The 15,989-nt window shown below is 51.1% G+C and carries 18 protein-coding genes and 1 pseudogene; 6 read left to right on the top strand and 13 right to left on the bottom strand.

Annotated elements, in window-relative coordinates:
• The 4 genes from NCN04_RS01445 to NCN04_RS01430 form a co-directional block, all read right to left on the bottom strand.
• The coding region (locus NCN04_RS01445; protein WP_502988735.1) for a MutS-related protein at positions 1-1,269 on the bottom strand (1,269 nt) is incomplete at its 3' end.
• Positions 1,269-1,670, bottom strand: coding sequence for a VOC family protein (locus NCN04_RS01440; RefSeq protein ID WP_048347209.1), 402 nt, complete (start codon positions 1,668-1,670; stop codon positions 1,269-1,271). The genes NCN04_RS01440 and NCN04_RS01445, both read right to left, overlap by 1 nt.
• A 90-nt stretch (positions 1,671-1,760) precedes the next feature.
• Positions 1,761-2,762, bottom strand: a complete 1,002-nt coding sequence (gene hemB / locus NCN04_RS01435) for a porphobilinogen synthase (protein ID WP_048347210.1) — start codon at positions 2,760-2,762, stop codon at positions 1,761-1,763.
• Positions 2,763-2,805: 43 nt separating this feature from the next.
• On the bottom strand, positions 2,806-3,786 hold the full coding sequence (locus NCN04_RS01430; protein WP_048347211.1) for a DnaJ C-terminal domain-containing protein: 981 nt from the start codon (positions 3,784-3,786) through the stop codon (positions 2,806-2,808).
• 115 nt (positions 3,787-3,901) lie between these two features.
• Here NCN04_RS01430 and NCN04_RS01425 point away from each other — a divergent pair, with 115 nt between their 5' ends.
• The gene (locus NCN04_RS01425; RefSeq protein WP_048347212.1) at positions 3,902-4,270 is read left to right on the top strand and encodes a hypothetical protein; all 369 of its coding nucleotides are present in this window, start codon (positions 3,902-3,904) and stop codon (positions 4,268-4,270) included.
• A gap of 3 nt (positions 4,271-4,273) precedes the next feature.
• The gene (locus tag NCN04_RS01420) at positions 4,274-5,920 is read left to right on the top strand and encodes a SulP family inorganic anion transporter (protein WP_048347213.1); all 1,647 of its coding nucleotides are present in this window, start codon (positions 4,274-4,276) and stop codon (positions 5,918-5,920) included.
• A gap of 1,005 nt (positions 5,921-6,925) precedes the next feature.
• On the opposite strand, the gene NCN04_RS01415 is transcribed toward NCN04_RS01420, so the two are convergent.
• From NCN04_RS01415 to NCN04_RS01405, 3 genes are all read right to left on the bottom strand, one after another.
• A complete protein-coding gene (locus tag NCN04_RS01415) occupies positions 6,926-7,198 on the bottom strand; it encodes a DUF1651 domain-containing protein (RefSeq protein ID WP_048347214.1) in 273 nt (90 codons plus the stop codon).
• Positions 7,199-7,334: 136 nt separating this feature from the next.
• Complete coding sequence (locus NCN04_RS01410; protein ID WP_250394939.1) at positions 7,335-7,823, bottom strand: L,D-transpeptidase; 489 nt, start codon at positions 7,821-7,823, stop codon at positions 7,335-7,337.
• Positions 7,824-8,600: 777 nt separating this feature from the next.
• Positions 8,601-8,747, bottom strand: a complete 147-nt coding sequence (locus NCN04_RS01405; protein WP_245407131.1) for a hypothetical protein — start codon at positions 8,745-8,747, stop codon at positions 8,601-8,603.
• A 307-nt stretch (positions 8,748-9,054) separates the two neighbouring features.
• Between NCN04_RS01405 and NCN04_RS01400 the strand changes: the two genes are divergently transcribed.
• On the top strand, positions 9,055-9,447 hold the full coding sequence (locus NCN04_RS01400) for a hypothetical protein (protein WP_250394938.1): 393 nt from the start codon (positions 9,055-9,057) through the stop codon (positions 9,445-9,447).
• A gap of 61 nt (positions 9,448-9,508) precedes the next feature.
• On the opposite strand, the gene NCN04_RS01395 is transcribed toward NCN04_RS01400, so the two are convergent.
• The 6 genes and pseudogenes from NCN04_RS01395 to NCN04_RS01370 all read right to left on the bottom strand — a co-directional run bounded on the left by NCN04_RS01395 (position 9,509) and on the right by NCN04_RS01370 (position 13,480).
• Positions 9,509-9,772, bottom strand: coding sequence for a sulfiredoxin (locus NCN04_RS01395; RefSeq protein ID WP_048347216.1), 264 nt, complete (start codon positions 9,770-9,772; stop codon positions 9,509-9,511).
• An 89-nt stretch (positions 9,773-9,861) separates the two neighbouring features.
• Positions 9,862-10,104, bottom strand: a complete 243-nt coding sequence (locus NCN04_RS01390) for a hypothetical protein (protein WP_048347217.1) — start codon at positions 10,102-10,104, stop codon at positions 9,862-9,864.
• A 484-nt stretch (positions 10,105-10,588) separates the two neighbouring features.
• The gene (locus tag NCN04_RS01385; RefSeq protein WP_250394937.1) at positions 10,589-10,939 is read right to left on the bottom strand and encodes a hypothetical protein; all 351 of its coding nucleotides are present in this window, start codon (positions 10,937-10,939) and stop codon (positions 10,589-10,591) included.
• An 823-nt stretch (positions 10,940-11,762) separates the two neighbouring features.
• Positions 11,763-11,918, bottom strand: a pseudogene (locus tag NCN04_RS01380) (glycine zipper 2TM domain-containing protein); the annotation flags it as partial.
• 578 nt (positions 11,919-12,496) lie between these two features.
• Entirely contained in the window at positions 12,497-12,934 is a 438-nt protein-coding gene (locus NCN04_RS01375) for a hypothetical protein (protein ID WP_250394936.1), read from the bottom strand.
• Positions 12,935-13,024: 90 nt separating this feature from the next.
• A complete protein-coding gene (locus NCN04_RS01370) occupies positions 13,025-13,480 on the bottom strand; it encodes an ester cyclase (protein ID WP_250394935.1) in 456 nt (151 codons plus the stop codon).
• Positions 13,481-13,974: 494 nt separating this feature from the next.
• Here NCN04_RS01370 and NCN04_RS01365 point away from each other — a divergent pair, with 494 nt between their 5' ends.
• The 3 genes from NCN04_RS01365 to NCN04_RS01355 form a co-directional block, all read left to right on the top strand.
• Positions 13,975-14,115, top strand: a complete 141-nt coding sequence (locus NCN04_RS01365) for a YWSERL motif small protein (RefSeq protein WP_245407134.1) — start codon at positions 13,975-13,977, stop codon at positions 14,113-14,115.
• Between the two features lie 175 nt (positions 14,116-14,290).
• Positions 14,291-14,491 (top strand): hypothetical protein, encoded by a 201-nt coding sequence (locus tag NCN04_RS01360; RefSeq protein ID WP_250394934.1) that lies wholly within the window; start codon positions 14,291-14,293, stop codon positions 14,489-14,491.
• A 445-nt stretch (positions 14,492-14,936) separates the two neighbouring features.
• Positions 14,937-15,989: cytochrome P450 (locus tag NCN04_RS01355; protein WP_250394933.1), on the top strand; the 1,053-nt coding region annotated here is incomplete at its 3' end.

Below are 15,989 nucleotides of genomic sequence, written 5' to 3'. Positions count from 1 at the left end.
TTGAAGGATGCTGCCGATTCTTTTCACATGACCACTAAACGTGGACAAACTCTGCTGAAGCGATTGTTCGTCGCCGATGTCTGCAAGAACCTGCGCGCACCAAGGGAGTGAGGGACTGCCGTTGCAGGGAATCCACATACCGGCTCTGGCCATCAATGCCGCCAAGCCAATGCTTTTCAAGGTCACTGTTTTTCCACCGGTGTTGGGTCCAGTGATGGCAACAACCCGCAGCTGCTCCGACACCTCGACGCTCACAGGCACCACAGGAGCGCCGCCCTCCTTGCGCTGCTGCCAAACCAGAAGTGGATGGCGCAACTCCAGAATGTGGAAGGATGCATCCGCTTCAGCTTCAAGCCGAGGTGGTACGGCACCGAGCCATTGGCCATAACGGCCTCTTGCCAAGGCCAGATCTAACTTCAACAGCACGGCCATCAAGCGATTGATCACATCGTTTTGCTCTGCGACGGCAGCACTGAGCTCCGCTAAAACCCTGCGCTCCTCGTCTCTGATCCGGCCATCGAGAGCCGCCAGATGATTGCCGAGACCGATCACACTCTTCGGCTCAATGAAAACAGTATTTCCAGACGAAGAACTGTCGTGAACCATGCCCGGACATTGAGACGCAGCACCAGCCTTCACCGCCAAAACCGGACGATCGTGGCGTTCCGCGATCACGGTGTCTTGCAACAGAGTCGCCCAACGCCGCACGACCGCCTGTAAACGATCACGCCTCTCCTGCCGTGCGAGCTGCCATTGGAGACGCAACTCTTCCAACGATTCACTCGCTCGGTTCGCAACGCGCCCGCCCTCTTCCAGCGCAAATTTCAAACGCTGCTCGAGCTCCGGAAGCGTTGCCACGTTGTCCAGCAGAGCTGAACAGCGAGGTCTCAAGTCAGGGTCATCGATCTGACGGCGAAGGCGCCGGGCTGCAGCGAGTGTGTGCGCCACAGACAACAACTCCTCGCCTGAGGCTGTTCCGCCTTTGCAACAGCGGAGCAAGACCATTTCGAGGTCATACACCCCTTGAAAACTCAATCCGCCGTCAAGGAGCCCGTCCAGACTGGCGAGCTCCATACTCCTGGCTTGATAGGTCAGCGTGGTTTCCAGGTCAGCTGGCAGCTGCCCCATTAAGCAGTGCTGGCGCCCCTGTGGGGTGCTCGCAAATGTTGAAAAGTGCTGGCACAACCGCGGCCACTCCAGCAATTCCAGGGTCTCTTCCAGAATCGAAATCGAAGGAGATGCCGATGTCGCACGGGGTTCGGATGTCATCAGGAGAGACCCGCTGATGCCTCCATCTGGTTAGAGGGGATGCCACCAGGAGGTTCATACAGCATCTCGAGCCAGTTCCCATCTGGATCACGGAAGTAAAAGGAGGCTGTTCCATCTCTATGGTCATGCACCGCTCCAACGCTGACCCCAGACGCTTTGAGGTGGTCATGAACCACATCAACCTCAGCGCGATCGCGAAAGTGAAAGGCAAAATGCGGCCCAGCTGCTTTGTAGTTGGGTCCCAGAAGAGCTAACCCATCTCGGCCCTCTCCCGCCTCGAGATAGCACCAGTCATCCGCCTTCCAGACCAAGCGCATGCCGAGATCACAATAAAAAGCGATCGCACGTGACATGTCCTGCACACGGATGGCGACGTGGCCAAGGCGCTGTACCGCTGGCATAGAGGCTGCGAAAGAAGACGGTCATTCTGGTCTGTCAATCGCCATCTGTGAGCGACTCCACGACCGAGACCGTCTATGGCCTAGTCGTCTTCAACGCGTCCGTAGCCACTCGGCGGCATCACAAGCGTGATACGTGAGGATTAAATCGGCACCCGCCCGCTTGAAGCTCAGCAAAGTCTCGAGAACCACGGCCCGTTCATCAATCCATCCCCGTTCTGCGGCCGCTTTCACCATGGAGTATTCGCCACTGACGTTGTAAGCAGCGATCGGAAGCTCTGACTCATCCCGCAGGCGGCAGATGATGTCCAGATAAGCCAAACCTGGCTTCACCATCATGATGTCGGCACCTTCTTGCTCATCAAGCTGGGCCTCCGTGATGGCCTCGCGAGCATTGGCCGGGTCCATTTGATAGGTGTCTTTGTTCTTAGGGATCACCTTCTCAGTCGTCGCGCGAGGAGCGGAATCCAGCGCCTCGCGAAACGGGCCGTAATAAGCGGAGGAATACTTTGCGGTGTAGCTGATAATGCCGACGTGCTCGAAACCGGCGTCATCAAGGGCTTCACGTATGGCGCCAACGCGACCATCCATCATGTCGCTAGGCCCAATCAGATCAGCCCCGGCCTCCGCCTGCATCACAGCCTGCTTGCACAACTGCTCGATGGTTTCGTCGTTCAGCACGACACCTGCCTGGCTCACAATCCCGTCGTGGCCATCACAGGAGTAAGGGTCGAGGGCAACGTCGGTCATGATCGCCATCTCAGGGATCTCTTGCTTCAACTGACGGATCGCACGCGGGATCAGACCGTTCTCGTTGAAGCACTCAGCACCGTCTTCTGTCTTGAGCCCTTCAGCCACCTTGGGGAAGAGCACCACGCAGCGAATGCCCAGATCCCAGGCTCGCTGAACTTCAGCACTCAAGCGATCGAGGCTCCAGCGACTTGCGCCTGGCATGGCACCGATCGGTTCAACCTCAGCACCTTCGTGCACAAATAGAGGATAAATAAAGTCGGATGGGAGCAATTGGTTTTCGCGCACCATGGCCCTGATGGCCGGAGAGCGACGCAAACGGCGGGGGCGATAGGAGATATCCATTAACAAGGGTCTGACTGGAGATGTTGAAATCGTAAATCCCGCCTCAAAGGCTGGCGTTCTGCATCCACTGTTGACGAAGGTCTCCGTCTCGGCTGCTCTGTAGCTGTTCAAGCAGCTGACGCTGTTTGTCTGACCACTGCTTCGGCCATTGAAGATCAAGGGTGAGCAACAGATCTCCACGGCCAGACTTTCCTGGCCAACCTTTTCCCCGTAGGCGAAGGCTCTTTCCTGGAGCAGTGCCAGGGGGAATGGTGACATCAGCTTCACCATCAGGCGTCATGACCTTGACCATTCCACCTAGAGCCAGTTCGTCGAAAGCAACAGGCAATTCAGCACGCAACTGATCACCATCCAGAGTCCAGATCGGATGCGCTTGAACCTCAATCACGAGATAAAGATCACCGCGACGACCAGTCCCCGGTTGAACATTTCCCTTGCCCTTAAGCCGAAGCTTCGAACCACTTTTCACGCCAGGAGGGATCCGGACCTGAACCCGCTCATCATTCACAGACAAGGTGCGCTCCCCACCTCGAAACGCTTCCGAGAACGTCACTTTGACCGCTGCTTCTGCATCAAGATTGAGGGGTGCTCTCGATCCACCGCGGGGGAAGCCGCCTCCAGGGAAGCCACCGCCGGGGAAACCTCCGCCGTATCCGGCGGGACCTGTGCCACCTCCAGCCCCACCACCAAAACGGCCCAGGAGGTCATTGATGAAGTCGTCAAAATTGCCGTAGCGGCCAAAGTCAACATCAACTCCTGCGGGGCCTGAGCCACCGCCAGGCATTCCTGCCTGGTTCCAATATTGGCCAAATTGTTCGTATCGACGGCGTTTCTCAGGATCAGAAAGCACCTCATAGGCTTCGCTCACTTCTTTAAAACGAGCTTCAGCGTCCTGATCGTCCGGATTCACATCGGGGTGATATTGACGCGCCAACTTGCGAAAAGCACGTTTCACCGTGTCGGCGTCTGCACTGCGTTCCACACCCAGCACTTTGAAGTAATCGCGGTAGCCACTGCCGGCCATGGAATTCATCAGCCCTTAAAGCTGCGTATCAGATCCGAAGCACAGTTTCGTCCGTGGATGCGGACCGGAGCAATGGCGGGATGCCCGAACGGCTCCCCGTTCTTAGATTTAGACAATGGTTGAACTCAGCAAACTGTTGCCTGTATTGGCATCCCTGGCAGCGCTCGCGCTTCCATTTCATGCAGAAGCGTCACCCGATCCGGCAGAACTGGCTGACCATCTCAGGACAAGCAAGGCGATGTACTACGGATCTTGGCGTTGTCCTGCCTGCATCACGCAAACCAAGTTGTTTGGCGATGCAGCCAACAAACTTCCATACGTGGAATGCGCAAAACCCAAGGAACTTCCAATTCAGGCGGCAGCCTGTCAAACAGCCGAGATTCGGGCCTATCCCACCTGGATTCTTGAAAACGGCGAGCGACGCGAAGGAGTTCAAACCCTCGAGCAACTCAAGGCATGGACATCCATGCCAGCCCGTCCTTAATCCATGGCGCGTCAACGACTTGCTTTCGTGCACGGCTTCAGCTGGAGACACTGGAGAGGCGATTTACTAGGCGGCCTCACGGCAGCCGTGGTGGCCTTACCCCTAGCCCTTGCGTTTGGAAACGCAGCACTGGGTCCGGGCGGAGCGATTTACGGGCTATACGGAGCGATCATTACGGGCTTTCTGGCCGCTCTCTTTGGAGGGACACCTGCACAAGTCTCAGGTCCTACAGGCCCGATGAGCGTCACCGTTGCCGGGGTGATTGGAACACTCGCAGCCGTTGGGATTTCTCGGGAACTTGGGAGCAATGAGCTACTCCCACTCGTCATGGGAGCCGTGTTGATTGGCGGGCTCATTCAGATCCTGATGGGAGTTCTGCGGCTCGGTCGGTACATCACCCTCGTTCCTTATTCCGTGGTTTCAGGCTTCATGTCTGGAATTGGGGTGATTATTCTCTGCCTACAAATAGGACCCTTATTAGGAATCAAAAGCCAGGGCGGAGTTATCACCTCGCTCGGGACTGTTTTTAGTCAATTTACACCTAATACAGCTGCATTATTAGTCGGTGCATTGACATTGGCAGTGGTTTTTTTAACACCCAAGAGAATCAGCACCTGGGTGCCATCGCCACTCATTGCCTTGGTGATTATTACACCTCTTTCAATGCTGTTATTTCAAGACGGCATACCCCGAATCGGAACCATTCCGGAAGGGGGGTTGAATTTCAGCATGCCTAATATCAGAGAGCATTTTCCCGTCTTATTACGCGCTGGTCTTGTACTTGCGGTGCTTGGTGCCATTGACTCGCTGCTCACATCACTTGTAGCTGACAACATCAGCCAAAGTCGTCACCACTCCAACAGAGAGCTGATCGGGCAAGGGATTGCCAACAGTGTGGCTGGTCTTTTCAACGGACTCCCAGGAGCTGGAGCAACGATGCGAACGGTGATCAATATCAAATCAGGAGGCCGAACTCCCATCTCAGGGATGGCGCATTCAGTGTTTTTACTTGTACTGCTCTTGGGCGCTGGGCCGCTTGCCGAGGGCATTCCAGAAGCATTATTAGCCGGAATATTAATCAAAGTGGGCCTGGACATCATCGACTGGGGATTCCTATTAAGAGCTCACCGTCTCTCCATCAAGACAGCACTTGTGATGTGGGGCGTTTTACTGATGACCGTGTTCTGGGATCTCATCGGCGCGGTCCTTGTTGGCATGTTCGTTGCCAACCTTCTGACCATTGAATCAATTACAACGCATCAGCTAGAAAGCATGAATTTAGAACACAGTTCTCAGCTCGATCAAGAAGAGCAACATCTCCTCAATCGTTGCGGAGATGCACTCATGCTGTTTCGCTTGCAGGGACCACTGAGTTTTGGGGCAGCGAAAGGAATCAGTGAACGCATGAACCAAATCAGGCAATACAAAATACTTTTACTCGACGTGACAGACGTTCCGCATCTTGGAATTACGGCCACGTTGGCGATCGAAAGAATGGTGGAGGAGGCAGAACACCATGAACGCCAAGTTCTGATCGCAGGCGCCAACGCAAAGGTCAAAGCGCGACTAGAGCAATTCCGAATCCATGAGCTAACCGGAAGCCGAAAAGAAGCCTTGGCGCATGCCGCTCATCAACTCAATCCGAACTAAGCCCATCGAAACAGCAGGCAGGTGGCAGTATTTATACCCAACAATCTGAAGTTGTAGCCATCAACACGCGGCGAAGAGCGTTTGCCGGCAAAGTGTAAAGAAGATTGAACGTCCCATGGAACTCCTCACCGCACTCGCTGTTGCCCCATTCCTAGCTGCTCTAGTACTCGGAGCAAGAGAAGCTGAGCTCGAAGAACAAAACGATCGATAAAGACAACGATAGCTAGCGAAAGAGCAAACAATTAATCAATCGATTAACCAATTACAATCGAACCCATTCAATCCGTCTGAAATCTTCGAAAGATTGCCACATTTATTGTTGGCACACATATTTCAACTACATATACCTTGCAGGCATCAATACCCAAACCGCCCACATCCTTGATCACCACCTCGATCTTCAACATCAAACAAACCCCATCTTTATTTCAAACTTATTCCTGCGCTTTTCCTAGTAGTAACCATGAGCAGACAAGTGGCTTTCAATACTGCACGAATCAACGGTCAAAACCACCAGTATTTTGAGACTTGCCACGAAACAAGAATCAAAAGAAAACTTGACCGGAAAGCCAGTGGCCGTAGGGCCTCGACGAAGCCTCAGCGAATGCCAAAAAGATCGTGATCCCAATACCCAGAAGGGTGATGGAAATACCACCCGTAATGGCAATATCGTATGAAGCACGTATCGCAGAAGAGCTACGGCCAGGAATGGAGGAACGTTGAGCCATTCAACTAAACAACAAGCTTCACATCAGTTATGAAGCAACTGAGACAAGAAAACAGTCTGCATTGATGAAGCTCATCATTTCGTTTCATGGCGCAACATCCATTAACTCCTATTGCTGACCAGAACGGTGAGGTTAGGGGAGGACTCGTTCTGGTAACGGTAATTTCAAATATGACCTAGCCAAGAAACGAATCCTGCGCATACAACTATCAGAAACCAGGTGGATCCCAACATTGAACCGAAGCTTGAATCACCGGAACCCGAGATCAGACTTTCTGCTAACGAACAGGTGGATAACAGCGCTGCCAACCTGCCTCACGCATGGTATCCCAGGTGTCGACCGCCTGATGACGCAGCATCCGACGACGCGAAAGAGGAACTGGAGGGTAGGGCGGCTTCCATTGAAACGTCCTCAACGCGATCAATTCGCCTTCAGCAGAGTTGCCAGCAGACTGAAAATGCACCAGTTGCTGTTGAAGCTCATTGGAGAGCCACCCCTCTCCACCAGGGATATCAGGCAGGCGTTTTGAATCGGGACGTAGTCGTGGCATACGCGAATCATGACAGCCTCAAGCGAAAACGGCTGGATTAGTAATGAACAACAGATATTTGTACTAATTCGGGAAGCACCCAACTAGGCCACAGAAAGCAGTCGCTAAGCAAAAGCGAACTGAGTAGCAAAACGCCTCATCGAATCACAACAGGAGTACCCACCTCAACCTGATCAAAGACTTCGATGACGTCACTGTTCAGCATTCTGATACAACCCAAACTTGCAGCCGCACGAAGGTGAACCCACCTTGGCCAAGCCGTGCCATGGACGGCATAAACCTTTCCATCTTCTGCCGACTTGAAGTAAGGCATAAATCGAACGCCAACGGGGTCATTCGGCCCCGCAGGGAAAACTTTATGATGAGACTTTGAATAATAGGTAGGGTCTTTTATTTTTTTCAAAATGCTATAAACACCGGGCATTGTGGGTGATTCGGGTGCACCGATCGCAATTGGATATCTCTTCACGACAGCTCCTGAGTCTTTAAGCCAAAGGTAGCGTTCCTTGAGGCTTACCTCGATCTCAATCTCAGCTTTAGCCGCTAAACAAGCGATACAGGTCAACGAAACCCAGCCAAAAGAAGCCGCTAAAACAACTTTCGCAAGAGGCTTTAGCTTGAACATCGAATGAATTAAACTTTAAAGCACTCTACATCAATTAACAGTCAAAAGAAGCCCCAAGGAAACCACAAAAGGCTTGCAACGCAAGAATGTAAGGCTCAGCCGCTTGGAATCCTCAAGCTCTTTGGCAATTCCTTTCTGGCTTGCTGAAACAAGAACGAACTAGACGTCAACCTTTTGCATCATCGACCAAATGGACAGGGACCAGAACACTGCCAGCAAATGCAGTTTGACTGAAGCCAGCCAAAGAGAAGGCTGCAGCCTCAACCATGGATCAGAGCTGGCCAAAGATGACTACAGAGTTTTGTTGAAATAAAGACTCAAATCATGCCCTGCGTAACGCTCATACAAGCTGCATCACCTGCAGCGCAGTTGAGGAATCAAAAATGGGCAGTTATGCCTATCGCCGTAGGGATACTCGGCTCATTAGAACAATTAGGTGATACTTCCATGCAATGAAGCTCGATAGTGCCAACGCCCATCCAATGGGAAGCCTGATCCATGACGGAATCCATACCCCTTTCCACGCCTTGGCCTGCCCCCTGAATCCACGCATGGTGCGAATTGGGAAAAAAAGATAGGCGGCCAAAAAAGCAGTGAACCCTATTGCACTCAACAAACCACAGGGTTCCTCAGCTAAACCGTCGTTTTCGGCAGATTGCATGCAAAGCCCTCGGAAAGCAGAACTTCTTTGGCGCAATGCCGCCTGAGGGCTGGCTGAATTGATCAGACAAAAAAACCCCGCTGAATGCGGGGTGGATCTCAGTAATCGACGCGAAGCTAACTGCCGATGGAAGCAAGCTTCGTGGGAGAAAGGTGCGCAGAGGTGTAATCGATGCCCTCTGAATGGGCAGCAAAACAACGCTGAGCATCCTGTAGGCGTTGTGCCTTTAGCTCTTTCTCTTTGATCAGGAGGAGGGTGTTCATGGGAACGACCGACAGCGCCTCAAACCCCGTTGCTTGTTTGAGATCGAACTGCGTCCCCTTCTGGGGACCAACGTCTCTTAACTATAGGGGACTGAACACGAATCGAACAGTCATCAACCGAATGCCCGATGGCGTAACAACCGATCCTTTGTCACGCCACAGGGCTCCGGGCCATCACAGCCAACATCAGTTAGAGCAAGGCGGATCAAAAGCAAAGCCCAATGAGGTCAAAGCGAAGCGAGAGAGGTTCTGGACTGCAGGCACACACAATCTGTGAAACGTGAGCTGATCCCTGAGATACTGGGTAATGAAGGAGGGCGCACCTCTCATGGCAGGAAAGTCTGGCTTCACTCCAAGAGAATTTGAAGAGATCAAACGCCTCTATGTTGAGGAAGGAAGAACCTATTCTCAAATCGCCAAAGTCATCGGCAAAGGCAGCGAAAATTCAGTACGGAACTCCCTACTCAAAGCACGAGTTAATCGAGCATCTCTTGGAGACAAAAAGCTCGAAAGATTTAAATCGGGACAGAAATATGGGAGGATTACTCTGCTCACAAGACTCACAAAATCAAAGAAGCTCAGGTACCACGTGGCATGTGATTGTGGTTATGAATTCGATATCGACCCATATTTCCTCACACTTCCCGATGGCCATAAAAACAACATCTCACAATGCCAGAGATGCAGAGAAGGAAAGTAAAAACCAATTCAGGGCAATGTCTTAATTCAATATGGGCACAACATCGCGTGATGCCATTAAATCACATCAAATGAAGGCGGAATGTTGCCCGATCAACCTGACGGATATTGGCCTCAATCGTTTTCCTGCCAAGACGCTTATGTGCTGTGTATCGATGGCAGCCATTAAATCCATAGTACTTGCCCTCAAACTCGATAAGGTCGACAGGCTCTTGAAGCCCAATCTCGCTAATACTTCTCATTAGTTCATCCACTTTGTCTTCATCGATCACGCTCTCATGAGGGCGATTAATAGACTCAATCGGCACAGTGACTCGTTTTTTCATAGTTCAGCCCTTTGTTGCGATGAAGTTATCCATTACGCACAAGGAAAAAAACCAAACCATGAGACTAAAGTTGCCATCTCGGAGGGCCATCAACGCCAAGATCGAGCCAACACAAACAGATTACGGGCTTTGTGGAGCAACTGCTGAACAAAACTGCGCTGCTGAGGATCACTGGGTCGTTGTAAGACGATGGAGTCCAGCACTGGCCCTGCGGATTTAAACCCATCGAAGGCCGTCATGGCTTCCCCAACCCCTTCCAGGTCATGCTGAAGAATTCGCTGAGTGACCTGAGGACTTTCGACTGACTGCGAGCGGTTGCGAGCGGAAGACATACTCTGCTCCTGAACTGACTCCTTTCTGACCCAACGGGAAGGGAACGGCAAGCGGATCGAGACGCTTCTTTAAATCAAATACATTCACCGATCCGATTGGCAAGTCATTCAAAATGGTGGTGAAAAGCATCACAGACCAGCACGAGCTCTCAACCTCACCTCACCCCTTTTCCATGCGCTGCTGATGGAACATCTCGATCGATTACACCAAGAGCGTTAGGCTTAACGAGACAAAAAGCGATGACTGCTGTTGTGCCTGAAGCATTATGGTCTTGAAGGTTTTTGAAAATCTAACTGCGTCTGCCCTGCTTATTACAAGCAATGCCCTGAATCAACAACCTCAGGTTTATAGGGGAGGTTGCTGCAGCGCAAACGGCATTGCATTCATAAGCATCATAGAAACTCTTTTCCATATGAACAGCTAACACTCTTAGAACGAATCACGAAGGAGACTCGCATACTGTTAAAGGGAAGAAGCCAAGCACTATCTACCCTCCAGGTCTGCCAAAATGCGATTGTGCTGCCGCCCTAAATCCCTAATCTCAGTAGCCATCTCACGGATCGCAGACAGGGTTTCCCTGTCAGTATCAGCCTGTTGGACAGCTACTTTCCCTTGTATATTTTGACCAACAATAATTATTGGAAGCAAAACAAGCTGCAAGAATGTTTGAGCAATCCAGGAAACAATTTTAAGTGGGTCATGACTCATAACCGCCTCAGGGAATGAGATCAATGCCAAGACGACAAACAAATAGGCACAACCCATTGTCCCCACCTTGTCAGTGATCAGCAAGGCAATTTTTCTATTTACCAGTTGTAGCTTCCGCGCCAGCATTTTTAAAACAACAACACAGTCGGAGCATAAGCGAAACCAGGCGTCTATCTAGCCGCTCTTGCGTCAAACCAGATTTTGCAACCAACCAAGACGAGCACCGAAATGTTGCTATATGCTGACAAATGATCAGGGAGTGGCATTCAAGCCCCCAGCCGTTCGGAGGATGATATACGCAAAGATCACAAATAAAGATGAACGCATCCATCTGTACCGCCACAAACAACTCAACTGGCTATAGGTACATCAAGACGTCTAGATTCAATGACGAACAATAACAAAGCTCCTATAAATTCCATTGCAGTGGCACTAATGGCATTAGCTGTCATTTTTCTTGCTGTTAAAGAGCCACGTTGTAACTGCGATCAAGAAGCAGCATCAGCGGAAACACCAACCCCTCCACAGTCTTCTGTACCGGTTAGATCCAGGACTCAGATCCAACGTGAACTAGGAAAGTTCTAATCTCAGACCCATTCTCAATTTAGCCCCGGCAACTTCTGCAAGTGAAGGTGTTAGAGCGTTAAAACGAGTTGTCAATAAATTCCCCCCTACAAAACAGCATCTCTTGCTCAGCAGACAAAAGAAATCCTCACCAAAGGTGAGGATTGATCAACGTCTCCCAGAGCATGTTGCCTCGTTTTTACTCCGTGAAGAGACCCTCCTCATGAGCAAATCATGCCTGAGGGATCTCGTCAAACAGGCGCCCTCTTATCAGTTCATTAACCGACGAACAGTCTCCTCAGACTATGAGCAAAGAAGGCTCGATCGCCTTCTTTGTTGATGCCTTAGCTCACTCCAACTTTGGAGCTAGTCCCGCGGTGACGATTCAGCCTCCATCGACTTGGCATCCCACCAGTGCGCCTGCAGCTCCACCAAGAGGTACTCCAACCCAGCGTCCCTCTCCTCTTGATAAGACCGCTCCGAGGCCAGCACCGATTAAGCCGCCCAAAACGCTTCCCTCAACACAACTATTGGTATCAACCTTGCTCATCGTTGACGTTTTTGGTTCTAACCATTGGCGCCTTCTGATTGGTGTCCTGTAGTCCGTCACAATCTCTCTCTCAAAAGGTTGCTCGTAAGTCCTGACGACCCTTCTCTCGCCAGGTCGTCTGTAGCGGCTGACCACTTCTCTCTCGTAAGGTCTTCTATAAGTCCTAACGACTCTTCTCTCGCCAGGACGCCTGTAGCTCGTGACGATCTCTTCCTTGAAAGGTCTCCTGTAAGTCCTAACGACTCTTCTTTCGCCAGGACGCCTGTAGCTCGTGACGACCTCTTCCTTGAAAGGTCTCCTGTAAGTCCTAACGACTCTTGTTGAATTGGGTCGAGAAGCTCTCTTCTTATCCACCCTGTTGTGGTGGGTGTAATAGGGCTCCCACTGATGACGATGGTGTGCCATCGCAGGTGTTGCTGAAGAAACCAGCAGCAGAAACAACGTGAGGATTCTTTTGGTCAAGGCTTATTTGCAAGCTCCACTGGAGACTGCCGAAATTGACCGACGCGTAGGCAACTCAATCTCTTCTTGATGCAGCAAGATATGACTGCTCTCATTCCAAAGAAGGTTTAATCAGCCACCGCTTGAAGAGAGTGATGTTTCACCACAGCCAAGCAGTGAGCGAGATAGTCCTCGGCGCTCATGTCGCCCTTTGCATCGTTGGTTTGCCAGCTAACGATCTGAAAGTCACAGACCGGCTCAGCATTGCGATGACCGACTGTTGGGAGCCGGTAGAACTCTCGTCTGTAAGCAGCATCCAACTCTTTGCTCCGAGCGTTCTCGTAGACACCAAGCAGCTCTGAATCCATTGCTTGCCCGTCATAAGGGTCAATTCCGTCTGACCGATGCATCGCTTCATGGATGGCATCCATGGCTTCTTTCACCCGATAAGTCCCCCCTCTCTTGCGGTCGCGCTTCATCAATGAGTTGGCTTTGCGGTTGAGCCAACGCTTGTACGAATCGGAACTGCTCTTGACCCATCCAGGCGGGTCGTATGAAGTTGCCATACCTCAATGATTCAGCGGAGCTCGCGTCCTTTCGGGTGAGTGGAGTTCCCAGCTTCGGTTGAAGCATCGATCGATCATGTTCTCTTGCGATTAGTGACCCATTACCTCAAGCAAGCGTTTTGGAGCGTTTGGATCAACAGGAAGCCCCTGGGGATTCAACAGCCCGAGTTGAACAAGCAGTCCGGCTTGATCCCAATAAATATGCTCATAGGACACCTTTCCGTCTTGGAGGCCCACAATCACCACCACAGCCATCGTCACTTTCCGCCCTGTGGGTTCCACTGCAGGCAGTAGGTGTCCGATTTTCCGGGTATGAGTGAACATAATGACGACTTCATCGACTAGGCGCTCACCATCAATTGTTCGTGAAATTGGTACGAACTCTGCATCCGGTGGAAAGAACTGTCCTATGAGCTGTTCCGCATAAAACTGACGCACACCTTCATGCCCGACTCCACCTGTGCCTGACCCAAGACTGATGAGGTGAGGGTTCTCAACCATCGTTTCCATGGTGGCGTCCAAATCGCCGGCCAGCTCTGCCTGCATGTGAGCATCAAAAAGCTCAGAAGCATGGGTGTGAGCAGTTTCCACAGATTTTCTTACATCTCCATCAAGGATAGGAACTCAAAGACGTTCCGCAAATCAATGAAAGCGCCAACAGAGGACACATCTCATGAGCAATTTTATAGAGCGGTGATCTAACCCGAAGCATGTCGCCTGCGCCATGACCTCAGTTAAACTATGCGCAGCAATTCATGAGCCGGTCAACTACAACATACCAGATACATTCACTCCAAATAATTACAATTAGCCTCTCAGGTAAATATGCCAAGAGCCTCTCAAGTGATTCAGATAAAAGATGCTGTATAGGGCTGCAAGCACCCATCCATGCAGACCAAAGAGCCAATGAATTTTTGAGGTCTTGCGAGTATCTGTGTTTTTGAAGACAGCGAACCTTGCATCGAGCCACTCTGAGCAGAGCCAACATTGAGGGGTAGTGGCTTAAAGCTCACACCAAAGACAGAGGATTCATCATGTCCATGGTTTTGATTCGATGGCTTGAGGCTGGCCGACGCACTGAGGAAACCGTTCCGATCGCCATGGCCCGCCACAGGCGGAATGACCTAGAAGCTCAAGGAGCGGTTGTGTATTGGAGTGAACGACTCGAGGACGGCTGCTAAAAAACAAAATTGCTGTCACCCATAGGCGATACAATTACAACGAAGGAAAACATTAAGTTTAGAACGATCAGACTGTTAACTGAGTTTGGCCTTTTTGCTGTGGAGAGATGTCACTTACCGCTGCTTCCCAAATGCGTTGTGAGTAGCTAGACGTTGACAGTGTTCTTCAAATCCTATGAAAACCACACTCACCACACTCATCATTGCTTGTGCAGCACCCATAGCTGTTATGGCTGTCCCTGGGGTGCCTGACAATGTCATGAGTGACATCACTGAGAATTGCCTCGAAAACGTTGCTGATGATGATCAAGAAACAGAATCTGATGAAGATTGCATTGCAATAGCTATAGAGAATTACAAGAAGGCGAACCCTTAGATCGACCTCTCAACAGCTGGTTCAAGCAAACCAGGAATACCGAGAAGAACGAATCTCTCAAACGCGGACATCGCCGCAAAACCTGTCACACCCGCAACAAAAGCTTCAGAGCCTGGTAGCAAGCAAAACCATAGCTACGCGCTGCAGTTGAATTCTTTTTCAACTCTGCACCCAATTCTCTCAAGGGGATGAACCATTCCAGAGGCGACGAGAGAAGGAAAGTGTCATCTGACATGAGAGAAAAATCAATACCTCTAGTTGCTCCCAATTGAAGACTTTCCCGATTATCGATGGTGCACTTACTTAAAACACAAAGCCATCTTGTAGGCCGCATGGATAATTGTTATGCTTTGCGTAGTAGCCTACTGTCCAATGAAATATTTAACAAAAGCTAGGAATTTCACCCAGGACAGGCTCCATCGGGAACCCATCCACATTTGATTTAATGAGTCAATCATTGATTGAAGGCGATTTTCAAAACGCCCAGGGAATGGCCATTCCGACATTGCCAATCGCTCCTCATTGGCAAATGCTGGAGGCAATTCTCAGACCAATTGCCTACTACCGACGCTGCTTTCTCCGCAACTCTGGTGTCGTTCGCGTGAAAATGTCTCCCACTCTGCCTCCCCAGCAGGTGCTCATCAGCGATCCATCTGTGATTAAGGAGCTGATTAACGAAGATGGTGGTCGCTGTATCAGTGCACCAGGTGAATTGAACGGATTGCTGTCTCAGGTTTTAGGCAAACACTCCATCATTTTGCTCGCACCAGCTACGCATCGTGAGCGAAGGAAGTTGCTTACTCCTCCATTTCATGGAGAGCGTCTGAAGGCCTATGGACAGTTGATTTCCGCCTTAGCCAAGAAAGCCCTGATGGACCGAAATGTTGGCGATGTCTTTGACGCACGCGAACAAATGCAGGGCATCACCATGCGGGTGATTCTCACCGCCGTTTTTGGGCTGCATGAAGGGGATGCTTTCCGACGAATTGAACGGTCACTCGCCTCGAGCATCAGCATCCGTTCCAGTCCACTTGGGTCTCTCCTGTTGTTCTTCCCTTTTCTGCGCAAGGATCTAGGAAGATGGAGCCCAGGAAGACGAATCAAAGCAGCAGATGCCACCATCAGGCAGCTGTTGCTCGCACAGATTGCCTCACGACGGAAAGCCGTCGAACGGGATAGTGCTGAGAACCTTTCACCCGACATTCTCAGCCTATTGCTGTCCTGCAAAGATGATGAAGGCCAGGGGCTCAGTGACGATGAATTACACGATGAATTGCTGACGCTTTTGTTTGCAGGTCACGAAACAACTGCTACAGCTCTCACTTGGGCTCTCTACTGGATCCATCGGAATCCGTTGGTCCTAGAGCGGTTGATGGATGAACTCAATGGGTTACGGGATCACTCCGATCCCGAAGCGATTACAAGACTCCCTTACCTATCAGCAGTCGTGAATGAAGTACTGCGCATCCATCCGGTCGCGATGCTGACGTTCCCTCGT

This window comes from Synechococcus sp. MU1655 (assembly GCF_023630655.1).
Lineage (GTDB): Bacteria > Cyanobacteriota > Cyanobacteriia > PCC-6307 > Cyanobiaceae > Synechococcus_C.
This window is presented reverse-complemented; position numbering and strand designations above follow the sequence as displayed.